The 21,281-nt window shown below is 65.3% G+C and carries 19 protein-coding genes; 18 read left to right on the forward strand and 1 reads right to left on the reverse strand.

Going from position 1 to position 21,281, the window contains the following annotated elements; translation table 11 throughout:
- Positions 1-2,865, reverse strand: a complete 2,865-nt coding sequence (gene uvrA, locus JHW45_RS04145; RefSeq protein WP_272859689.1) for an excinuclease ABC subunit UvrA — start codon at positions 2,863-2,865, stop codon at positions 1-3.
- Positions 2,866-3,066: 201 nt separating this feature from the next.
- On the opposite strand from uvrA, the gene JHW45_RS04150 reads away from it, so the two are divergent.
- From JHW45_RS04150 to nuoL, 18 genes are all read left to right on the forward strand, one after another.
- A complete protein-coding gene (locus JHW45_RS04150) occupies positions 3,067-6,501 on the forward strand; it encodes a pyruvate carboxylase (protein ID WP_272859690.1) in 3,435 nt (1,144 codons plus the stop codon).
- 210 nt (positions 6,502-6,711) lie between these two features.
- Positions 6,712-7,077, forward strand: a complete 366-nt coding sequence (locus JHW45_RS04155) for an NADH-quinone oxidoreductase subunit A (protein ID WP_272859691.1) — start codon at positions 6,712-6,714, stop codon at positions 7,075-7,077.
- Positions 7,068-7,601, forward strand: coding sequence for a NuoB/complex I 20 kDa subunit family protein (locus tag JHW45_RS04160; protein WP_272859692.1), 534 nt, complete (start codon positions 7,068-7,070; stop codon positions 7,599-7,601). The genes JHW45_RS04155 and JHW45_RS04160 overlap by 10 nt, the downstream gene beginning before the upstream one ends.
- Before the next feature lie 3 nt (positions 7,602-7,604).
- Positions 7,605-8,225 (forward strand): NADH-quinone oxidoreductase subunit C, encoded by a 621-nt coding sequence (locus JHW45_RS04165; protein ID WP_272859693.1) that lies wholly within the window; start codon positions 7,605-7,607, stop codon positions 8,223-8,225.
- Positions 8,222-9,466, forward strand: a complete 1,245-nt coding sequence (locus JHW45_RS04170) for an NADH-quinone oxidoreductase subunit D (RefSeq protein WP_272859694.1) — start codon at positions 8,222-8,224, stop codon at positions 9,464-9,466. The genes JHW45_RS04165 and JHW45_RS04170 overlap by 4 nt, the downstream gene beginning before the upstream one ends.
- Positions 9,466-10,440 carry an NADH-quinone oxidoreductase subunit NuoE gene (gene nuoE / locus JHW45_RS04175; protein ID WP_272859695.1) on the forward strand — a complete coding sequence of 325 codons (975 nt, stop codon included), beginning with the start codon at positions 9,466-9,468 and terminating at the stop codon, positions 10,438-10,440. Before JHW45_RS04170 ends, nuoE begins: the two co-directional genes overlap by 1 nt.
- A 43-nt stretch (positions 10,441-10,483) precedes the next feature.
- Entirely contained in the window at positions 10,484-11,248 is a 765-nt protein-coding gene (locus JHW45_RS04180; protein ID WP_272859696.1) for a hypothetical protein, read from the forward strand.
- Positions 11,248-11,463 carry a DUF5337 family protein gene (locus JHW45_RS04185; RefSeq protein ID WP_272859697.1) on the forward strand — a complete coding sequence of 72 codons (216 nt, stop codon included), beginning with the start codon at positions 11,248-11,250 and terminating at the stop codon, positions 11,461-11,463. The genes JHW45_RS04180 and JHW45_RS04185 overlap by 1 nt, the downstream gene beginning before the upstream one ends.
- Before the next feature lie 28 nt (positions 11,464-11,491).
- Positions 11,492-12,787, forward strand: coding sequence for an NADH-quinone oxidoreductase subunit NuoF (gene nuoF / locus JHW45_RS04190; RefSeq protein WP_272859698.1), 1,296 nt, complete (start codon positions 11,492-11,494; stop codon positions 12,785-12,787).
- Between the two features lie 163 nt (positions 12,788-12,950).
- Positions 12,951-13,370, forward strand: coding sequence for a DUF5333 domain-containing protein (locus JHW45_RS04195; RefSeq protein ID WP_272859699.1), 420 nt, complete (start codon positions 12,951-12,953; stop codon positions 13,368-13,370).
- A 10-nt stretch (positions 13,371-13,380) separates the two neighbouring features.
- Positions 13,381-15,447 (forward strand): NADH-quinone oxidoreductase subunit NuoG, encoded by a 2,067-nt coding sequence (gene nuoG / locus JHW45_RS04200; protein ID WP_272859700.1) that lies wholly within the window; start codon positions 13,381-13,383, stop codon positions 15,445-15,447.
- A 5-nt stretch (positions 15,448-15,452) separates the two neighbouring features.
- Entirely contained in the window at positions 15,453-16,223 is a 771-nt protein-coding gene (locus JHW45_RS04205) for a hypothetical protein (RefSeq protein ID WP_272859701.1), read from the forward strand.
- Positions 16,224-16,241: 18 nt separating this feature from the next.
- Entirely contained in the window at positions 16,242-17,273 is a 1,032-nt protein-coding gene (gene nuoH / locus JHW45_RS04210) for an NADH-quinone oxidoreductase subunit NuoH (protein ID WP_272859702.1), read from the forward strand.
- 4 nt (positions 17,274-17,277) lie between these two features.
- Positions 17,278-17,769 carry an NADH-quinone oxidoreductase subunit NuoI gene (gene nuoI / locus JHW45_RS04215; protein WP_272859703.1) on the forward strand — a complete coding sequence of 164 codons (492 nt, stop codon included), beginning with the start codon at positions 17,278-17,280 and terminating at the stop codon, positions 17,767-17,769.
- The gene (locus tag JHW45_RS04220) at positions 17,766-18,179 is read left to right on the forward strand and encodes a carboxymuconolactone decarboxylase family protein (RefSeq protein WP_272859704.1); all 414 of its coding nucleotides are present in this window, start codon (positions 17,766-17,768) and stop codon (positions 18,177-18,179) included. The genes nuoI and JHW45_RS04220 overlap by 4 nt, the downstream gene beginning before the upstream one ends.
- Positions 18,176-18,778, forward strand: coding sequence for an NADH-quinone oxidoreductase subunit J (locus tag JHW45_RS04225; protein ID WP_272859705.1), 603 nt, complete (start codon positions 18,176-18,178; stop codon positions 18,776-18,778). Before JHW45_RS04220 ends, JHW45_RS04225 begins: the two co-directional genes overlap by 4 nt.
- A gap of 79 nt (positions 18,779-18,857) precedes the next feature.
- Entirely contained in the window at positions 18,858-19,163 is a 306-nt protein-coding gene (nuoK, locus tag JHW45_RS04230; protein WP_272859706.1) for an NADH-quinone oxidoreductase subunit NuoK, read from the forward strand.
- Between the two features lie 6 nt (positions 19,164-19,169).
- Positions 19,170-21,281 carry an NADH-quinone oxidoreductase subunit L gene (gene nuoL / locus JHW45_RS04235; RefSeq protein ID WP_272859707.1) on the forward strand — a complete coding sequence of 704 codons (2,112 nt, stop codon included), beginning with the start codon at positions 19,170-19,172 and terminating at the stop codon, positions 21,279-21,281.

The following is a 21,281-nucleotide window of genomic DNA, read 5'->3' on the forward strand; positions in this document are numbered from 1 at the left end:
TCATTCGGCGGCCCGGACGCGCGCGGTGTCCAGCATCGGCACGAGGTAGCGGCCGGTATGGCTGTCCTCGATCTCGGCGACCTGTTCGGGGGTGCCGGTAGCGGCGATCCGGCCGCCGCCATCGCCGCCTTCGGGGCCGATGTCGATGATCCAGTCGGCGGTCTTGATGACGTCCAGATTGTGTTCGATGACGATGACGGTGTTGCCTTCGTCAACCAGGTGATGCAGCACCTCGAGCAGCTTGCGCACATCCTCGAAATGCAGGCCGGTGGTGGGTTCGTCGAGGATATAGAGCGTGCGTCCGGTGGACCGGCGCGACAGTTCCTTGGACAGCTTGACCCGCTGCGCCTCGCCCCCCGACAGCGTCGTGGCCTGCTGGCCGACCTTGATATAGCCAAGCCCGACCTGCATCAGCGCGTCCATCTTTTCGCGGATGGCAGGGACGGCGGCGAAGAATTGCTGCGCATCCTCGACCGTCATGTCCAGCACGTCGGCGATGGATTTGCCCTTGAACCTGATTTCCAGCGTCTCGCGGTTGTAGCGTTTGCCCTTGCAGGTCTCGCATTCGACATAGACGTCGGGCAGGAAATGCATCTCGATCTTGATGACGCCGTCGCCCTGGCACGCCTCGCACCTTCCGCCCTTGACGTTGAAGCTGAAGCGGCCGGGCTTGTAGCCGCGGGCCTTCGATTCGGGCAGGCCTGCGAACCAGTCGCGGATGGGGGTGAAGGCGCCGGTATAGGTGGCGGGGTTCGACCGCGGCGTGCGGCCGATGGGGCGCTGGTCGATGTCGATGACCTTGTCCAGATGTTCCAGCCCCTTGATCGTCTCGCAGGGGGCGGGGGTCTGGCGCGCGCCGTTCAGGCGCAGCGACGCGGTCTTGAACAGCGTCTCGATGGTCAGGGTCGATTTGCCGCCGCCCGAGACGCCGGTGACGCAGATGAACTTGCCAAGCGGAAACCCGGCGGTTACGTCCTTGAGGTTGTTGCCGGTGGCGCCCACCACGGTCAGCGTCTTGCCGTTGCCCTTGCGGCGGTCGGTCGGCACCGCAATCTGGCGCGCGCCGGACAGGTATTGGCCGGTCAGGCTGGCGGGGTCGGCGGCGATCTGGTCGGGCGTGCCCTGGCTGACGACGCTGCCGCCATGCACGCCCGCGCCCGGCCCCATGTCGAAGACATAGTCGGCGTGGCGGATCGCGTCCTCGTCATGTTCGACCACGATCACCGAATTGCCCTGATCGCGCAGGTTCATCAGCGTGCGCAGCAACCGGTCGTTGTCGCGCTGATGCAGCCCGATGGAGGGTTCGTCCAGCACATACAGAACGCCGGTCAGGCCGCTGCCGATCTGGCTGGCCAGACGGATGCGCTGCGATTCGCCGCCCGACAGGGTGCCCGCCGCGCGCGACAGGGTCAGATAGTTCAGCCCGACATTGACCAGAAAGCCAAGCCGTTCGCGGATTTCCTTGAGAATGGCGGCCGCGATCTCGTTCTTCTGTTTCGACAGGTGATCGGGCGCGTCCTGCACCCAGACCAGCGCCTCGTGGATCGACAGCTGGACCACCTGCCCGATATGGCGGCCGGCGATCTTGACCGCCAGCGCCTCGGGTTTCAGGCGATAGCCGTTGCAGGCGCCGCAGGGGCGGTTGTTCTGATACCGCTCGAATTCCTCGCGGACCCACTGGCTGTCGGATTCGCGCAGGCGGCGCTGCATGTTGGGGATCACCCCCTCGAACACGCGGCTGACCTCATACACGCGGCCGGCGTCGTCGAAGCGGAACTTGATCTGTTCGTCGCCCGACCCGTGCAGGAACATGCGCTGCACCGCGTCCGGCAGATCCTTCCACGGCGTTTTCTTGTCGAAGCCGTAATGCCGGGCCAGCGCGTTGATCGTCTGCGTCAGATAGGCCGATTTCGACTTGGCCCAGGGCATGATCGCGCCCTTGTCCACCGACAGGGCGGCGTCGGGCACGACCAGCCGTTCGTCGAAGAACAGCTCGACCCCCAGCCCGTCGCAGACCGGGCAGGCGCCGAAGGGCGCGTTGAACGAGAACAGGCGCGGCTCGATCTCGGGGATGGTGAAGCCGCTGACCGGGCAGGCGAAATTCTCGCTGAAGGTGATGCGTTCGGGCTCGCCCTCGCCCTCGGCCGGGGCGGTTTCCAGCACGGCGATGCCGTCGGCCAGATCCAGCGCGGTGCGCAAACTGTCGGCCAGCCGGGTTTCCAGCCCCTCGCGCACGACGATGCGGTCCACGACGACGTCGATGTTCTGGCGGAACTTCTTGTCCAGCGTCGGCGGGTCGTCCAGATCGTGGAATTCGCCGTTGACCTTGACGCGCTGGAAACCCTGCTTGCGCAATTCCAGAAATTCCTTGCGGTATTCGCCCTTGCGGTCGCGCACGATGGGCGCCAGCAGATAGGCGCGGGTGCCATCCGGCATCGCCATGATCCGGTCGACCATGTCCTGCACCTGCTGCGCCTCGATCGGCAGGCCGGTGGCGGGGGAATAGGGGGTGCCGGCGCGGGCGAACAGCAGCCGCAGATAGTCGTAGATTTCGGTGACGGTGCCGACGGTCGAGCGCGGGTTCTTGGACGTCGTCTTCTGTTCGATGCTGATCGCGGGGGACAGGCCGCTGATGTGATCGACATCGGGCTTGCCCATCATGTCCAGAAACTGCCGCGCATAGGCCGACAGGCTTTCGACATAGCGGCGCTGCCCCTCGGCGTAGATGGTGTCGAAGGCCAGCGAGGATTTGCCGCTGCCCGACAGGCCGGTGATGACAACAAGCCGGTCGCGCGGAATGTCCATGTCCACGCTTTTCAGATTGTGCTCGCGCGCGCCGCGCACTTCGATGAACTTCTGTTCCATTGGGCGTGCCTTTGACCGGTCAGGCGCATCACATAGTGCGGCAGCATGAAAAAGCAACCGAGCGATGGGAACATATGTAGAACGATGATGCAAGCCCGCGCAAAGCGGTGTTCTGTCGGCAGATAGGCCGCATCGGGCGGGCGGATGCTTGCGCTGCGGTGCGGCGCGGGTAGGATGCGCGGCGAAGAACGGGGGACGGCGATGTTTCAGAAGATCCTTGTGGCCAATCGCGGCGAGATCGCGATCCGGGTGATGCGTGCGGCCAACGAGCTGGGCAAGCGAACCGTCGCCGTCTATGCCGAGGAAGACAAGCTGGGCCTGCACCGGTTCAAGGCCGACGAGGCCTATCGCATCGGTGCGGGGCTGGGGCCGGTCGCGGCCTATCTGTCGATCCCCGAGATCATCCGCGTCGCCCGCGAAAGCGGTGCGGACGCGATCCATCCGGGCTATGGCCTGCTGTCCGAGAACCCCGATTTCGTCGATGCCTGCGATGCGGCCGGGATCACCTTCATCGGCCCGAAGGCCGAGACCATGCGCTCGCTCGGCGACAAGGCCAGCGCCCGGCGGGTCGCGATCCGGGCCGGCGTGCCGGTCATCCCCGCGACCGAGGTCTTGGGCGAGGATTTCGACGCGATCAGGAAGGAAGCCGCCGAGATCGGTTATCCCCTGATGCTGAAGGCGTCCTGGGGCGGGGGCGGGCGCGGCATGCGCCCGGTCGACAGCGAGGCCGAGCTGGAGGAAAAGGTGCGCGAGGGGCGGCGCGAGGCCGAAGCCGCCTTCGGCAATGGCGAGGGGTATCTGGAAAAGATGATCCTGCGCGCCCGCCATGTCGAGGTGCAGTTGCTGGGCGACACGCATGGCGGGCTTTACCACCTGTATGAGCGCGACTGCACCGTGCAGCGCCGCAACCAGAAGGTCGTGGAACGCGCCCCCGCGCCCTATCTGACCGACGAACAGCGGGCCGAGGTCTGCGCGCTGGCGCTGAAGATCGGGCAGGCGGTCGGATACCAGAACGCCGGCACGGTCGAGTTCCTGATGGATATGGACAGCCAGCAATTCTATTTCATCGAGGTGAACCCGCGCGTGCAGGTCGAACATACCGTGACCGAGGAAGTCACCGGCATCGACATCGTGCAGGCCCAGATCAGGATCGCGGAAGGGTCGACGCTGGCCGAGGCGACGGGCGCGCCGTCGCAGGACGATATCGACCTGTCGGGCCACGCGCTGCAATGCCGGGTCACGACCGAGGACCCGCAGAACAATTTCATCCCCGATTACGGTCGCATCACCGCCTATCGCAGCGCGACGGGCATGGGCATCCGGCTGGATGGCGGCACCGCCTATGCCGGCGGGGTCATCACGCGGTATTACGATTCGCTGCTGGTGAAGGTCACGGCCTGGGCGCAGACGCCCGACCAGGCGATCCGGCGGATGGATCGCGCGCTGCGCGAGTTCCGGGTGCGCGGCGTCAGCACGAATATCGATTTCGTCATCAACCTGCTGAAGCATCCGACGTTTCTGGACAATTCCTATACGACCAAGTTCATCGACACGACGCCGGACCTGTTCACCTTTCGCAAGCGCCGCGACCGGGCGACGCGGCTGCTGAACTATCTGGCCGATATCAGCGTGAACGGGCATCCCGAGACCGCCGGGCGCGCGCTGCCGCCGGCGCAGGCCCGCCCGCCCGAGCCGCCGGCGCCGCAGGCCGATCCCGCGCCCGGCACGCGGCAACTGCTTGAGGACAAGGGCGCGCAGGCGGTGGCGGACTGGATGCAGGACCAGCAACGGCTGCTGATCACCGACACCACCATGCGCGACGCGCATCAGTCGCTGCTGGCCACGCGGATGCGGTCGATCGACATGATCCGGGTCGCGCCCAGCTATGCCGCCAACCTGCCGCAGCTGTTTTCGGTGGAATGCTGGGGCGGCGCGACCTTCGACGTGGCCTATCGGTTCTTGCAGGAATGTCCGTGGCAGCGTCTGCGCGACATCCGCGCGAAGATGCCCAACCTGATGACGCAGATGCTGCTGCGGGCCAGCAACGGCGTCGGATACACCAACTATCCCGACAATGTCGTGCGGTTCTTCGTGGCGCAGGCGGCCGAATCGGGGGTCGATCTGTTCCGCGTCTTCGACAGCCTGAACTGGGTCCGGAACATGCGCGTGGCGATGGATGCGGTGATCGAATCGGGCAGGATCTGCGAGGGCACGGTCTGCTATACCGGCGACATGCTGGACCCGGACCGGGCCAAATACGATCTGCGCTATTACGTGAAGACCGCGCAGGAATTGAAGGCGGCGGGCGCGCACGTGCTGGGGCTGAAGGACATGGCTGGGCTGCTGAAGCCCGCCGCGGCCACGATCCTGATCCGGGCGCTGAAGGACGAGGTCGGGCTGCCCATCCATTTCCACACCCACGACACCAGCGGCATGGGCGGGGCAACGATCCTGGCCGCGGCCGCCGCGGGCGTGGATGCGGTCGATTGCGCGATGGACGCGCTGTCGGGCAACACCAGCCAGCCGACGATGGGCAGCGTGGTCGCGGCGCTGGCCGGCACCGACCGCGACACCGGGCTGGATATCGGCGCGATCCGCGCCATCAGCAATTACTGGGAGCGCGTGCGCGAGAATTACGCGGCCTTCGAATCGGGCCTGCAATCGCCCGCCTCCGAGGTCTATCTGCACGAGATGCCGGGCGGGCAGTTCACCAACCTGAAATCGCAGGCCCGCTCGATGGGGCTGGAGGATCGCTGGCACGAGGTGGCGCAGGCTTACGCCGACGTGAACCGGATGTTCGGCGATATCGTCAAGGTAACGCCCAGTTCCAAGGTGGTGGGCGACATGGCGCTGATGATGGTGTCGCAGAACCTGACCCCGGCCGATGTGCTGGACCCCGACAAGGACATGTCGTTTCCCGATTCGGTCGTGGACATGATGCGCGGCAATCTGGGCCAGCCCCCCGGCGGCTGGCCGGCCGGGTTGCAGGCCAAGGTGCTGAAGGGCGAGACGCCGATCACCGACCGCCCCGGCGCGCATCTGGACGATGTCGATCTTGAGGCGACGCGCGCCCGGCTGTCGCAGGAGCTTGAGGGCAAGCAGATCGACGACGAGGATCTGAACGGCTATCTGATGTATCCCAAGGTGTTTCTGGACTATATGGGCCGGCACCGGCTTTACGGCCCGGTCCGCACCCTGCCGACTCGTAACTTCTTCTACGGGATGGAGCCGGAACAGGAAATCTCGGTCGAGATCGCGCCGGGCAAGACCATGGAGATCCGGCTGCTGACCCTGGGCGAGACGGACGAGCAGGGCAATATCAAGGTGTTTTTCGAGCTGAACGGCCAGCCGCGCAGCATCCGCGTGCCCAATCGCCGCGTCGCGGGCAGCGCGGCGGTCAATCCCAAGGCCGATCCGGGCAACGACGCGCATGTGGGCGCGCCGATGCCGGGGGTCGTGGCCTCGGTCGGCGTGGCGGCCGGGCAGGCGGTGCGTCAGGGCGATCTGCTGCTGACCATCGAGGCGATGAAGATGGAGACCGGCATCCACGCCGACCGCGACGGCAAGATCCAGACCGTCCACGTCACCGCCGGCCAGCAGATCGACGCCAAGGACCTGCTGGTCGAGTTCGAGTGAGCGGCGCGTGTGGCCGGTGCGTGTGGCCGGCGCGATCGGCGGGAAACAGGCCGCGGCGCGGGTGCCACGGGCGCGTGAAAAACCCGGCCCGCCGCGGCGGGGTGCGACCCTGCCGCCGTTGACCCCGCTGGCCGCGAGGTCTAAACCGGCCCTAGCCAACCCGTCGCGGGGCAGCCGATCGTCCCCGCGACTCACAAGGGGATCTTGCCCGTGGAAATTCTGCTGCAGGAATATCTGCCCATTCTGGTCTTCGCGGCGATGGCCGGCGCATTGGCGCTGGTGCTGATGCTGGCCGCGCTGGTGATCGCGATCCGCAATCCCGATCCCGAAAAGGTCAGCGCGTATGAATGCGGCTTCAACGCCTTTGACGACGCGCGGATGAAATTCGACGTGCGCTTCTATCTGGTGTCGATCCTGTTCATCATCTTCGATCTGGAAATCGCCTTCCTGTTTCCCTGGGCGACCAGTTTCGCCGCGCTGAGCGAGGCGGCGTTCTGGTCGATGATGGTCTTCCTTGCGGTGCTGACGGTCGGCTTTGCCTATGAATGGAAGAAGGGGGCGCTGGAATGGGCGTGATGACCGGGGCGAACACCGCCGGGGCGGATCGCGACGTGGCGGCCGCATCCCTGAACGCGGAATTGCAGGACAAGGGGTTCCTGCTGACCACGACCGAGGACATCATCAACTGGGCGCGCAACGGCAGCCTGCACTGGATGACGTTCGGACTGGCCTGCTGCGCGGTCGAGATGATGCAGACCTCGATGCCGCGCTATGATATCGAGCGTTTCGGCACTGCGCCGCGCGCCAGCCCGCGCCAGTCGGACCTGATGATCGTCGCCGGCACGCTGACCAACAAGATGGCGCCGGCGCTGCGCAAGGTCTATGACCAGATGCCCGAGCCGCGCTATGTCATCTCCATGGGCAGCTGCGCCAATGGCGGCGGGTATTACCATTACAGCTATTCGGTCGTGCGCGGCTGCGACCGGATCGTGCCGATCGACATCTATGTGCCCGGCTGCCCGCCCACCGCCGAGGCGCTGCTGTACGGCATCCTGCAACTTCAGCGCCGCATCCGGCGCACCGGCACGCTGGTGAGGTAAGTCATGGCCGTCTATCCCGATCTCGACGCGCTGGAACAGCTGGCCGAACATGTCAGGATGCGCCGCTCGGACGCGGTGCTGGACACGATGATCCGGCTGGACGAGCTGACGGTGATGTCCACCACCAGCGGTCTTCTGGACCTGGTCGAGTTTCTGCGCACCGACAATTCGTGCCGCTTTTCGACGCTGGTCGATATCACCGCCGTCGATTACCCCGAACGCGCGCAGCGTTTCGATCTGGTCTGGCATTTCCTGTCGATGTACCAGAACCAGCGCATCCGCGTGAAGGTCAGCGTCCGCGAGGACGAGATCGTGCCGTCGCTGATCAAGATCCACCCCGCCGCCAACTGGTTCGAGCGCGAGATTTTCGACATGTTCGGCATCCTGTTCTCGGGCCATCCCGACCTGCGGCGCATCCTGACCGATTACGGCTTTCGCGGCCATCCGCTGCGCAAGGATTTCCCGACCACCGGCTATGTCGAGGTCCGCTATGACGAATCCGAGAAGCGCGTGGTCTATGAGCCGGTGAACCTGACCCAGGAATACCGCCAGTTCGATTTCCTCTCGCCCTGGGAAGGTGCGAAATACGTGCTGCCGGGCGACGAGAAAGAGGGGGCGAAATGATGGACGGCGATATCCGCAACAATGTCTATGATGACGGCACCGCCGACACGCTGACCGGCGAACAGCGCATCCGCAATTTCAACATCAATTTCGGCCCCCAGCACCCGGCGGCGCATGGCGTGCTGCGGCTGGTGCTGGAACTGGACGGCGAGGTGGTCGAGCGCTGCGATCCCCATATCGGGCTGCTGCATCGCGGCACCGAGAAGCTGATGGAAAGCCGCACCTATCTGCAGAACCTGCCCTATCTGGACCGGCTGGATTACGTCGCGCCGATGAACCAGGAACATGCGTGGTGCCTGGCGATCGAGCGTCTGACCGGCACCCGGGTGCCGCGCCGGGGCAGCCTGATCCGGGTGCTGTATTCCGAAATCGGGCGCATCCTCAGCCATCTGCTGAACGTGACCACGCAGGCCATGGATGTAGGCGCGCTGACCCCGCCGCTGTGGGGGTTCGAGGAACGCGAGAAGCTGATGGTGTTCTATGAACGCGCCTGCGGGGCGCGGCTGCACGCCGCCTATTTCCGCCCCGGCGGCGTTCATCAGGACCTGCCGCCCGAACTGCTGGACGATATCGAGGCGTGGTGCGATCCGTTCCTGAAGGTCGTGGACGATCTGCATGAACTGCTGACCGAAAACCGCATCTTCAAGCAGCGCAACGTCGATATCGGCGTGGTGTCCGAACAGGACGCGCTGGACTGGGGCTATTCCGGGGTGATGGTGCGCGGGTCGGGCATGGCCTGGGATCTGCGGCGCAGCCAGCCCTATGAAGGCTATGACGAGTTCGAGTTCCAGATCCCGGTGGGCAAGAACGGCGACTGCTATGACCGCTATCTGTGCCGCATGGAGGAGATGGTGCAGTCGGTTCACATCATGCGGCAGGCCATCGACAAGCTGCGCGCCCCGGACGGGCAGGGCGACGTGCTGGCGCGCGGCAAGCTGGGCCCGCCCCGGCGCAGCGAGATGAAGCGCGACATGGAAAGCCTGATCCACCATTTCAAGCTGTATACAGAAGGCTTCCGGGTCCCCGCGGGCGAGGTCTATGCCGCCGTCGAGGCCCCCAAGGGCGAGTTCGGCGTGTATCTGGTCAGCGACGGGACCAACAAACCCTATCGCGCCAAGCTGCGCGCGCCGGGTTTCCTGCATCTGCAATCCATCGACTGGATGGCCAAGGGCCACATGCTGGCCGATGTTTCCGCAATTATCGGCACGATGGATATCGTGTTCGGAGAGGTTGACCGCTGATGCTGCGCCGTCTTTCCCCCATCCAGCCCGACAGTTTCGAATTCACGCCCGAGAACCTGGAATGGGCGCGGGCGCAGATGACCAAATATCCCGAAGGCCGCCAGCAATCGGCGATCATCCCGATCCTGTGGCGGGCGCAGGAACAGGAAGGCTGGCTGTCGCGTCCGGCGCTGGAATACTGCGCCGATCTTCTGGACATGCCGCATGTCCGGGCGCTGGAGGTGGCGACATTCTATTACATGTTCCAGCTTCAGCCGGTCGGGTCGGTGGCCAATATCATGATCTGCGGCACGACCAGCTGCATGATCTGCGGGGCCGAGGATCTGATCGACGTCTGCAAGCGCAGGATCGCGCCGACGCCGCACACGCTGTCGGAAGACGGCAAGTTCAGCTGGGAAGAGGTGGAATGCCTGGGCGCCTGCGCCAACGCGCCGATGATCCAGATCGGCAAGGATTACTATGAGGATCTGACCGCCGAACGGCTTGAGGCGCTGATCGACGCGTTCTCGGACGGGCAGGTTCCGCTGCCGGGGCCGCAGAACGGGCGCTTCGCGTCGGAACCGGCGGACGGTCTGACCAGCCTGACCGATTGCGAGGGCAGCGATGCCAATGCCAGCGTCGCGCTGGCGCGCGAATTGAACGACACGATCCGGCGCATCGACGGCAGCGAGGTTCCGATCCTGACCAAATGGCTGGATCGCGACCGCCCCGAAGCCTCGGCCGACGACCAGACCGGCGAGGACACCGTCCCCGAGGTCGAGCCGCGCCCCGCCAATGGCGCACCGCCCGACAAGACCGGCGTGACCGAGCAGGAGGCGCAGGCGGATTCGCCGGCCAGGCCGCGTTCGCCGCGCGAACCCGCCGGCGTGCGGGCCGAGGCGACGGATGTCCCGGAAGAGGCCGGCGAAGACGGCGATGCCGAGACGCGCGATCGCGATGCCGAGACGCGCGACCGCGGCGACGATGAGGAGTGATGCCAGCGCCGGCCCGTCCGGCGCCTGAACGAGGATGGACGACATGCAGACAGCGACCTGCACCAGAAACTGTTGGATCGCCGCCGCCGTGCTGGGGCTTGTGGTCTGGATCTTCACCGCCTGGATCGGGCCGCTGCGCTGGTTCGAGGGGCTGTTTCTGGGTCTGGTCGCGACCGGGCTGTTCGGCGTGTTCCTGTCCTGGCTTCTGTGCAGCGGCGTCAGGGCCATGGACAGTGCCGAATGGCATCCCGAACCGCATCGCACCACGCCCGAACAGGATCGCGAGCTGCGCCCGCGCGGCGTCGCCTCGGAAGCTGCACAGGGCTTTCTGGGCGCGGCCGAGGGCGAGGGCGCGCAACCTGTCGCGCCGTCGGGCGATGCGCAGTCCCCGTCCGGCGACGGCCAGCGGGCGGGGTCGGACCGCAACGACATCTATGGGTCGGGACAGGCGCAGGCTTCCGGCGGGGGCGCAGAGCCTGCCGCCGCGCAGGCCGGTTCCGCAGATGGCGGGCAGCAGCGGGACAATGCGGCGGCGGCAAGGCCCGACGGCAAGTCCGACACGGGCGACGATCTGAAAGAGATCAAGGGCGTCGGCCCGAAGCTTGAGGAATTGCTGCACGAGAACGGGATCACCCGCTTTGCCCAGATCGCCGCCTGGGACGAGGAAGAGATCGACCGCCATGCCGAGCTGATCGGCCGGATGGGCGGCCGGATCCGCAGCGATGACTGGGTCGGTCAGGCGCGCGTTCTGGCCGATGGCGGGCAGACCGAGTTTTCGCGCCGGGTCGAGGAAGGAAACGTCTATTGATGGCCGGATCGCGGGACCAGGATGCGGGACAGATGCGGCAGGCCGCGGTGGTCATCGCCGTGGCGATGGTCGCGTGGCTGGCAATACAATGGCTGGGCGGTCACTATGGCTGGGCGGGGAAATGGGCCTTTCTGGCCGATCTGGCCGCCATCGGCGCTTTTGTCTGGTCGCTGCTGGTGACCTGGCGTATCTGGCGGCGCAGAAACGATGCGTAACGCCCGGATGATAAGGATCGGAAGTTAGATGCTGAAAGACCAGGATCGCATTTTCACCAACCTCTATGGCATGTGCGACCGCGGCCTGGATGCCGCGAAAAAGCGCGGCCACTGGGACGGCACCGCCGACATCATCGCGCGCGGCCGCGACAAGATCGTCGAGGAGGTGAAATCGTCGGGGCTGCGCGGCCGGGGCGGGGCGGGGTTCCCGACCGGTCTGAAATGGTCGTTCATGCCCAAGGAAAGCGATGGCCGGCCCGCCTATCTGGTCATCAACGGCGACGAATCCGAACCGGCGACCTGCAAGGACCGCGAGATCATGCGCCACGATCCGCACACGCTGATCGAAGGCGCGCTGATCGCCAGCTTCGCCATGGGCGCGCATGCCTGTTACCTGTATATCCGCGGCGAGTTCGTGCGCGAGCGCGAGGCGCTGCAGGCGGCCATCGACGAATGCTATGATGCGGGGCTGCTGGGGCCGAACGCAGCCGGGTCGGGCTGGGATTTCGACTTCTACGTCCATCACGGCGCCGGCGCCTATATCTGCGGCGAGGAAACCGCGCTGCTGGAAAGCCTGGAGGGCAAGAAGGGCATGCCGCGCATGAAGCCGCCCTTCCCGGCCGGGGCGGGGCTTTACGGCTGTCCGACCACCGTGAACAACGTCGAATCCATCGCCGTCGTGCCGACGATCCTGCGCCGCGGCGCGGAATGGTTCGCGGGCTTCGGCCGCCCGAACAATGCCGGGGTCAAGCTGTATGGGCTGACCGGCCATATCAACACGCCCTGCGTGGTCGAGGACGCGATGTCGATCAGCGTCAAGGAGTTGATCGAGAAACATGGCGGCGGCGTGCGCGGCGGCTGGAAGAACCTGAAGGCGGTCATTCCCGGCGGCGCCTCGTGCCCGGTGATCACCGCCGAACAGGCCGAATCCGCGATTATGGATTACGACGGGATGCGGGATCTGAAATCCAGCTTCGGCACCGCCTGCATGATCGTGATGGATCAGCAGACCGACATCATCAAGGCCGTGTGGCGGCTGTCCAAGTTCTTCAAGCACGAAAGCTGCGGCCAGTGCACGCCCTGCCGCGAGGGCACCGGCTGGATGATGCGGGTGATGGAGCGTCTGGTGACGGGCGATGCCGAGGTGGCGGAAATCGACATGCTGCTGGACGTGACCAAGCAGGTCGAGGGGCACACGATCTGCGCGCTGGGCGACGCCGCCGCATGGCCGATCCAGGGGCTGATCCGCAATTTCCGCGAAGAGATCGAGGATCGCATCAAGGCCAAGCGGACCGGCCGCATGGGGGCGATGGCGGCGGAATGAGAACGGGGATGCATCTTGTCGCGCTAAGTCTCGCCCGGACGCGTCCGGGTGGCGGGCTGATGGCGGGTCGGGCGCATCCGGTCACACAAGGCGCACGAGGTCGTGTGGGGTCTTCCGTCGGCACGGCTGGTATGGCTGTTTCCCTAGGTGAAAGGAGACACGCATGACACCCGATGCCCGCACCCGCATGGCCGCCGCGCTGGCCGCGACGCTGAGCCTGACCGCGCTGCCCGCCGCCGCGCTGGAGCCGCTGAGCCAGGAGAGATATATCAACGACCGCCTGATCGCGGCGCGCATCGCCGACCGCATCCGGCGCGAGTGCCCCTCGATCGACGGGCGCATCGTCTATGCCTATATGCAGGCGCGCGCGTTGAAGAAATATGCCCGCGACAAGGGCTATTCCGAGGCGCAGATCGACGCGTTTCTGGACAGCCGCGCCGACAAGGACCGCATCTATGCCGTGGCCGAGGATTACATGGCCAAGAACGGCGTCAAGCCGGGCGATGCGGAAAGCTTTTGCCGCCTGGGGCGGGACGAAATCGCACGGAACACGGTCACCGGATCGCTTCTGAGTGCCAAGTAAGGATGGAATGATGGCCGAATTGCGGACAATCAAGATCGACGGCAAGGAAATCGAGGTCGATCCCAACCTGACGCTGATCCAGGCCTGCGATCTGGCCGGGATCGAGATTCCGCGCTTCTGCTATCACGAGCGGCTGTCGATCGCCGGCAATTGCCGCATGTGTCTGGTCGAGGTGGTGGGCGGGCCGCCCAAGCCCGCCGCATCCTGCGCGATGCAGGTCAAGGATCTGCGTCCCGGCCCCGAGGGCGCGCCGTCCGAGATCCGCACCAACAGCCCGATGGTCAAGAAGGCCCGCGAGGGCGTGATGGAGTTCCTGCTGATCAACCATCCGCTGGACTGCCCGATCTGCGACCAGGGCGGCGAATGCGATCTTCAGGATCAGGCGATGGCTTACGGCGTCGATTTCAGCCGCTATCGCGAGCCCAAGCGGTCGGTCATCGACCTGAATCTGGGGCCGCTGGTCGAAACCCACATGACCCGTTGCATCCACTGCACACGCTGCGTCCGCTTCATGAGCGAGGTGGCCGGCGCGATGGAGATGGGCGCGACCGGCCGGGGCGAGGACATGCGCATCGTCACCTATGGCAACGAGGTCTGGGAGGTGGGCGACGATCCCGTCTCGGCCGCGTTGCAGGCCAGTCTCAGCAGCAACATGCAGGGCTGCATCACCGATCTGTGCCCGGTCGGCGCGCTGGTCAGCAAGCCCTATTCCTTCACCGCCCGTCCGTGGGAGCTGAGAAAGACCGAGACCATCGACGTGATGGATGCGCTGTGCAGCAGCATCCGCGTGGACAGCAAGGGCCGCGAGGTGATGCGCATCCTGCCGCGCAACCATGACGGCGTGAACGAGGAATGGATCAGCGACAAGACCCGCTTCGTCTGGGACGGGCTGCGACGCCAGCGGCTTGACCGCCCCTATATCCGCGAGAACGGCAAGCTGCGCCCGGCCACCTGGCCCGAGGCGCTGACCGCCGCCGCCCGCGCGATGCAGGGCAAGAAGGTGGCGGGGCTGATCGGCGATCTGGCCCCGGTCGAGGCCGCCTTCAGCCTGAAGAAGCTGATCGAGGGGATCGGCGGGCATGTCGAATGCCGCACCGACGGCGCGCGCCTGCCCGCCGGCAATCGCAGCGGCTATGTCGGCACCGCCCGGATCGAGGATATCGACCATGCCGAGCGGATCCATCTGATCGGCACCAACCCGCGCGACGAGGCGCCGGTGCTGAACGCGCGCATCCGCAAGGCGTGGGTGAACGGCGCCGAGGTCGGGCTGGTGGGCGAGGCGGTCGATCTGACCTATGACTATACCCATCTGGGCGATGACCGCGCGGCGCTGGAAGACCTGTCATCGCGCGAGATCGACGACGAGACGCGCGGGCAGGCCTCCATCGTGATCGTGGGGCAGGGCGCGCTGCGCGAGGCCGACGGCGCGGCGGTTCTGGCCCATGCGATGAAGCTGGCCGAGAACAGCAACTCCAAGTTGCTGATCCTGCACACCGCCGCCGGGCGCGTCGGCGCGATGGATGTGGGCGCGGTGACCGAGGGCGGGTTGCCCGCCGCCATCGACGGGGCCGAGGTGATCTTCAACCTGGGCGCCGACGAGGTCGAGATCGCGGACGGTGCCTTCGTGATCTATCAGGGCAGCCATGGCGACCGCGGCGCGCACCGCGCCGACATCATCCTGCCCGCCGCCTGCTATACCGAGGAGAACGGCCTGTTCGTGAACACCGAAGGTCGTCCGCAACTGGCCATGCGCGCCAATTTCGCGCCCGGCGAGGCCAAGGAGAACTGGGCGATCCTGCGCGCGCTGTCGGCCGAGATGGACCAGCAATTGCCATGGGACAGCCTGGCGCAGCTGCGCCGCGCGCTGGTCGAGGCGGTGCCGCATCTGGCTCGCATCAACGAGGTGCCGGAAAACGACTGGCAGCCGGTGGCGATGGCCGATCCGGGCAAGGCCGCGTTCGTGTATCCTATCAGGGATTTCTACCTGACCAACCCGATCGCGCGCAGCTCTCCCCTGATGGCGGAGCTGTCGCGCATGGCCGCGGCGCGCAATGCGACCGCGATGGCGGCGGAGTAGGGCGGATGCGGCCGGCCCTGCACCACCCCCTGTCGCGCGCCGCCGCCGTTCTGGCGATGACGGCGCTGGCCGGCTGTTTCGCCGGCGGCAGCGACGATGGCCGGCCCAGGCCCAAGCCTGACCAGGTGACCGCCCGGATCGCCACGCCCAATCGCGGCGCCGACGATGCGGCGCTGACGCTGGCGCGGATCTCGACCAAATCGGGCGAGATCCTGATTCTGGAACCCGATGGCAGCGTGACCACGATGGAGCTGGACAGCGCCGCCGGCCGCGACGCCTTTGCCGTGTCCGAGGCCGATCTGGCGATGCTGAACGTCAATCTGGAGCTCGATCTGGGCGGGATGGTCGCGCCGAACCTGCCGCGCGAGAAGACCGCGCAGGAGAAGGCCATCGAGGAATTCGCCAAGCGCACGCAACCGGCCCTGCCGCAATGGAACGACGCCACGGTGATCGCGCGCGAGGATTTCATCGGCAGCCGGGTCAACAGGCTGGGCGAGGGACGCCGGGGCGATCTGGTCGAGGTGACGGCGAATCTGCGCAAGGGGGTGGACGCCGATATCGCGTTTTCGTATGCCACCTGCGCGTTGGCGGGATGGGCCAAGGCCGAGGGCGCGAAATACGGCCGCCACATCCGCACCTTGCAGCAGGAACGCGACGGAAAGCTGCTGATCGGGGCGGCGTTCACGATCTCGGACGACAAGCCGCTGGGGCTGCGGGTGATGGAAACGAATGAGACCTTGCGCGAATGCAAGGCACGCGGCATTCCCGCGGCGTAGGCAAGAGGGACAAGCGACATGTCTGATTTCTGGAGTTCCACGCTGGGCATCGCCATCATCCTGCTGGCGCAGGGGCTGGCGCTGATCGCGTTCGTGATGCTGTCGCTGGTCTATCTGGTCTATGGCGACCGCAAGGTCTGGGCGGCGGTGCAGATGCGGCGCGGCCCGAACGTCGTCGGCCCGTGGGGGCTGTTGCAGACCTTCGCGGACGCGATGAAATACGTGTTCAAGGAAATCGTCGTTCCCGCCGGCGCCGACAAGTTCGTGTTCTTCCTTGCGCCGTTCCTGTCGATGACGCTGGCGCTGACCGCCTTCGTGGCCATTCCCTTTGCGCCCGGCTGGGTGATGGCCGACATCAATGTGGGCATCCTGTTCATTTTCGCCGTGTCCTCGCTGGAGGTATATGGCGTGATCATGGGCGGCTGGGCGTCGAACTCGAAATACCCGTTCCTGGGCTCTCTGCGGTCGGCCGCGCAGATGATCTCGTACGAGGTCAGCCTGGGGCTGATCATCATCGGCATCATCATCTCGACCGGGTCGATGAACATGAGCCTGATCGTCGAGGCGCAGCGGGGCATGGGCCTGCTGTCGTGGTACTGGCTGCCGCATCTGCCGATGCTGGTGCTGTTCTTCATCAGCTGCCTGGCCGAGACGAACCGCCCGCCCTTCGACCTGCCCGAGGCGGAATCCGAACTGGTCGCGGGGTTCATGGTCGAATATTCCTCGACCCCCTATCTGCTGTTCATGGCGGGCGAATACATCGCCATGTGGCTGATGTGTGCGCTGATCTCGATCCTGTTCTTCGGCGGCTGGCTGTCGCCCATTCCGGGCATTCCCGACGGCGCGCTGTGGATGTTCCTGAAGATGGTGTTCTGGTTCTTCATGTTCGCCATGGTGAAGGCGATCGTGCCGCGCTATCGCTATGACCAGTTGATGCGGATCGGCTGGAAGGTGTTCCTGCCGCTGTCGCTGGGCTGGGTCGTGATCGTCGCGTTCCTTGCAAGATATGAAGTCCTGGGGTCCTTCTGGGCCCGCTGGGCAGGAGTGTAGAGAGATGGCTTTCGACATCGCACGAGCCGGCAAGTATTTCTTGCTGTGGGATTTCTTCCTTGGGTTCAGGGTCGGGCTGAAATACTTCTTCGCGCCCAAGGCGACGCTGAACTATCCGCACGAGAAGGGCCCGCTGTCGCCGCGCTTTCGCGGCGAACACGCGCTGCGCCGATACCCCAACGGCGAGGAACGCTGCATCGCCTGCAAGCTGTGCGAGGCGATCTGTCCGGCGCAGGCCATCACCATCGACGCCGAGCCGCGCGAGGATGGCAGCCGCCGCACCACGCGATACGACATCGACATGACCAAATGCATCTATTGCGGCTTCTGCCAGGAGGCCTGCCCGGTCGATGCCATCGTCGAGGGGCCGAATTTCGAATTCTCGACCGAGACCCGCGAAGAGCTGTTCTATGACAAGCAGAAGCTGCTGGAAAACGGCGACCGCTGGGAATCCGAGATCGCCCGCAACCTTGCCATAGATGCGCCCTACAGATGACCGATCCATTCCAGAAGATGTTCCAGCAGATGATGCAGTCCGGCCATGAAATGGCGCGGGTGTTCAATCCGGCACTGGAATCAATCGACACCAAGGCCTTTGAAAAGCTGATCCCGACGATGCCGTCGGACATGCTGGAAATGTGGTTCGGCAAGACCTTCAACCGGGACGGTCTGGACGCGCGCACCCGGCTGCTGGTGACCATCGCGGCGATGACGGTGCAGGGCGCGCATGCTGAACCGCAGCTGCGCCTGACCATCCGCCACGCCATCGAGGCCGGCGCGACCCCGCGCGAGATCGCCGAGGTGATCTATCAGATGGGGATGTTCGGCGGCATTCCGGCGATGCAGAAGGCGCTGGAGATCGCGCAGGGCGTCTTTACCGAATCCGAGGAGGGTGAGGCCGAATGATCACGTTCGCATTCTATCTGTTCGCGATTTCCGTCTGCCTCGCCGGGTTCATGGTCGTCCTGGCGCGCAACCCGGTCCATTCGGTGCTGTGGCTGATCCTGGCCTTCCTGTCGGCGGCGGGGCTGTTCGTGTTGCAGGGGGCCGAGTTCGTGGCGATGCTGCTGGTCATCGTCTATGTCGGCGCGGTCGCCGTGCTGTTTTTGTTCGTCGTGATGATGCTGGACGTGGATTTCGCCGAGCTGAAAGGCGAATTCGCCCGCTATCTTCCCCTGGGCGCGCTGATCGCGCTGGTCCTGCTGGCGCAGCTGGCCATCGGTTTCGGCGCCTGGCAGACCTCGGACCAGGCCGAGGGGTTGCGCGGGGTGCCGATCGCCACCGCGGCGTTGAACACCAACCTGATCGGCACCGTGCTTTACGACCGCTATATGCTGCCGTTCCAGCTGGCCGGGCTGATCCTGCTGGTGGCGATGATCGGCGCGATCACCCTGACCATGCGGCACCGCAAGAACGTCAAGCGGCAGGACGTGCTGGAACAGATGTATCGCGACCCCGCCAAGGCGATGGAGCTGCGCGACGTCAAGCCCGGCCAGGGTCTGTGACCGCGGAAGGCATGGCTGCGGCGGTCCGGGCGGCGAACGAATATTTCAACGGGTGAACGACCCGGAGGGACGAGAGACAATGATCGAGCTGACACATTACCTTGTCGTGGGGGCAATAGTCTTTGTCGCCGGCGTGTTCGGGATCTTCGTGAACCGCAAGAACGTCATCGTCATCCTGATGTCGATCGAACTGATGCTGCTGGCGGTGAACATCAATTTCGTCGCCTTTTCTGCGCATCTGGGCGATCTGGCCGGGCAGGTCTTCACCATGTTCATCCTGACCGTCGCCGCCGCCGAGGCCGCGATCGGGCTGGCGATCCTGGTGGTCTTCTTCCGCAACCGCGGCACCATCGCGGTGGAAGACGTCAACATGATGAAGGGGTAAGGGATCATGGCGCAATTCATCCTGTTTGCCCCGCTTCTGGCCGCGATCATCGCCGGGTTCGGCTGGCGCGTCATCGGCGAGAAGGGCGCGCAATATCTGACCACGGGCGTCCTGTTTGCGGCCTGTGCGTTCTCGTGGATCATCTTCCTGGGCTTCGGCGGCGAGACGCAGCATATCCCGGTGCTGGACTGGATCGTGTCGGGCGATTTCGTCGCCGAATGGGCGATCCGCATGGACCGGCTGACCGCGATCATGCTGATCGTGATCACGACCGTCTCGGCGCTGGTCCATCTGTATTCGATGGGCTACATGGCCCATGACGAGAATTTCAGCGGCGACGAACACTACAAGGCCCGGTTCTTCGCCTATCTGTCGTTCTTCACCTTCGCCATGCTGATGCTGGTGACCGCCGACAACCTGCTGCAGATGTTCTTCGGGTGGGAGGGCGTGGGCCTGGCGTCCTATCTGCTGATCGGTTTCTACTACAAGAAACCGTCGGCGGGTGCGGCCGCGATGAAGGCGTTCATCGTCAACCGGGTGGGCGATTTCGGCTTTCTGCTGGGCATTTTCGGGATCTATTGGATGACCGGCTCGGTCCAGTTCGACGCGATCTTCGCCCAGATCCCGGATCTGGCGCAGGTGCAGATGCAGTTCCTGTGGCGCGGCTGGACCGCGACCGAGGTTCTGGCGGTGCTGCTGTTCATCGGCGCGATGGGCAAATCGGCGCAGCTGTTCCTGCACACCTGGCTGCCCGACGCGATGGAGGGTCCGACGCCGGTCTCGGCGCTGATCCACGCCGCGACCATGGTGACGGCGGGGGTGTTTCTGGTCTGCCGGATGTCGCCGCTGTTCGAATTCGCGCCCGACGCCAAGCTGTTCGTGACGATCATCGGCGCGACCACCGCGTTCTTCGCCGCGACGGTGGGTCTGGTGCAGAACGACATCAAGCGGGTAATCGCCTATTCGACCTGTTCGCAGCTTGGCTACATGTTCGTGGCCGCCGGTGTCGGGGTCTATTCGGTCGCAATGTTCCACCTGCTGACCCATGCCTTCTTCAAGGCGATGCTGTTTCTGGGCGCGGGTTCGGTGATCCACGCGATGCATCACGAACAGGACATGCGCAACTATGGCGGGCTGCGGAAAAAGATTCCGCTGACCTTCTGGGCGATGATGATCGGGACGCTGGCGATCACCGGGGTGGGCATTCCGCTGACCCATATCGGCTTTGCCGGCTTCCTGTCCAAGGACGCCGCCATCGAAAGCGCATGGGCCGGCAATACCTATGCGTTCTGGCTGCTGGTGATCGCGGCGACCTTTACCAGCTTTTATTCCTGGCGGCTGATGTTCATGACCTTCTTCGGCACGCCGCGCGGGGATCGGCACACCCACGACCATGCCCATGAAAGCCCCGCCGTAATGACCGTGCCGCTGGGCGTTCTGGCCATCGGCGCGATCTTTGCGGGGATGGTCTGGTATGGCCCGTTCTTCGGCAGCCATGACCGCGTCGCGCAGTTCTTCCACATGGGCCACGAAGAGGCCGCCCATACGGAAGACGCCGGGGATGCGCCGGCAGGCGCCGAGGCCGCGGCCCAGACCGCCCCGGCAGAGGCGGGCGAGGGCGCGGAGGCAGATGCGGAAGACGGCCCCGCAACCGCAGTCGCGGCCCCGGTCGGCGGCGCGATCTACATGCATCCCGACAACCATGTGCTGGACGAGGCGCATCACGCCCCGGCCTGGGTCAAGGCCTCGCCCTTCGTCGCCATGCTGGCGGGGCTTCTGGTCGCGTGGATCTTCTATATCCGCAGCCCGGACGCGCCGCGCAAACTGGCCGAACAGCAGCCGGCCCTGTACCGGTTCCTGCTGAACAAATGGTATTTCGACGAGATCTACGATTTCGTCTTCGTCCGCCCTGCACGATGGGTCGGCCGCAAGCTGTGGACGCGCGGTGACGGAGCGATTATCGACGGGCTGATCAACGGGGTGGCGATGGGAATCATCCCGCGCCTGACCCGCTTCGCCGGGCGCGTGCAGTCCGGCTATCTGTTCCATTACGCCTTCGCGATGGTTCTGGGCATCGTGGGCTTGCTGATCTGGGTGATGATGCGGGGCGCGTACTGA

The organism is Paracoccus stylophorae (genome assembly GCF_028553765.1).
GTDB classification, from domain to species: domain Bacteria; phylum Pseudomonadota; class Alphaproteobacteria; order Rhodobacterales; family Rhodobacteraceae; genus Paracoccus; species Paracoccus stylophorae.

What these genes read in the sequence shown, in the direction of transcription:
- JHW45_RS04160 (WP_272859692.1), top strand. Translation starts at nt 7,068, where the DNA reads ATGGGCGTGATGACCGGGGCGAACACCGCCGGGGCGGATCGCGACGTG.
- nuoE (WP_272859695.1), top strand. Translation starts at nt 9,466, where the DNA reads ATGCTGCGCCGTCTTTCCCCCATCCAGCCCGACAGTTTCGAATTCACG.
- nuoG (WP_272859700.1), top strand. Translation starts at nt 13,381, where the DNA reads ATGGCCGAATTGCGGACAATCAAGATCGACGGCAAGGAAATCGAGGTC.
- JHW45_RS04195 (WP_272859699.1), top strand. Translation starts at nt 12,951, where the DNA reads ATGACACCCGATGCCCGCACCCGCATGGCCGCCGCGCTGGCCGCGACG.
- uvrA (WP_272859689.1), bottom strand. Translation starts at nt 2,865, where the DNA reads ATGGAACAGAAGTTCATCGAAGTGCGCGGCGCGCGCGAGCACAATCTG.
- JHW45_RS04225 (WP_272859705.1), top strand. Translation starts at nt 18,176, where the DNA reads ATGATCACGTTCGCATTCTATCTGTTCGCGATTTCCGTCTGCCTCGCC.
- JHW45_RS04180 (WP_272859696.1), top strand. Translation starts at nt 10,484, where the DNA reads ATGCAGACAGCGACCTGCACCAGAAACTGTTGGATCGCCGCCGCCGTG.
- JHW45_RS04205 (WP_272859701.1), top strand. Translation starts at nt 15,453, where the DNA reads ATGCGGCCGGCCCTGCACCACCCCCTGTCGCGCGCCGCCGCCGTTCTG.
- nuoF (WP_272859698.1), top strand. Translation starts at nt 11,492, where the DNA reads ATGCTGAAAGACCAGGATCGCATTTTCACCAACCTCTATGGCATGTGC.
- nuoL (WP_272859707.1), top strand. Translation starts at nt 19,170, where the DNA reads ATGGCGCAATTCATCCTGTTTGCCCCGCTTCTGGCCGCGATCATCGCC.
- JHW45_RS04150 (WP_272859690.1), top strand. Translation starts at nt 3,067, where the DNA reads ATGTTTCAGAAGATCCTTGTGGCCAATCGCGGCGAGATCGCGATCCGG.
- JHW45_RS04170 (WP_272859694.1), top strand. Translation starts at nt 8,222, where the DNA reads ATGATGGACGGCGATATCCGCAACAATGTCTATGATGACGGCACCGCC.
- nuoK (WP_272859706.1), top strand. Translation starts at nt 18,858, where the DNA reads ATGATCGAGCTGACACATTACCTTGTCGTGGGGGCAATAGTCTTTGTC.
- JHW45_RS04185 (WP_272859697.1), top strand. Translation starts at nt 11,248, where the DNA reads ATGGCCGGATCGCGGGACCAGGATGCGGGACAGATGCGGCAGGCCGCG.
- nuoH (WP_272859702.1), top strand. Translation starts at nt 16,242, where the DNA reads ATGTCTGATTTCTGGAGTTCCACGCTGGGCATCGCCATCATCCTGCTG.
- JHW45_RS04165 (WP_272859693.1), top strand. Translation starts at nt 7,605, where the DNA reads ATGGCCGTCTATCCCGATCTCGACGCGCTGGAACAGCTGGCCGAACAT.
- JHW45_RS04220 (WP_272859704.1), top strand. Translation starts at nt 17,766, where the DNA reads ATGACCGATCCATTCCAGAAGATGTTCCAGCAGATGATGCAGTCCGGC.
- nuoI (WP_272859703.1), top strand. Translation starts at nt 17,278, where the DNA reads ATGGCTTTCGACATCGCACGAGCCGGCAAGTATTTCTTGCTGTGGGAT.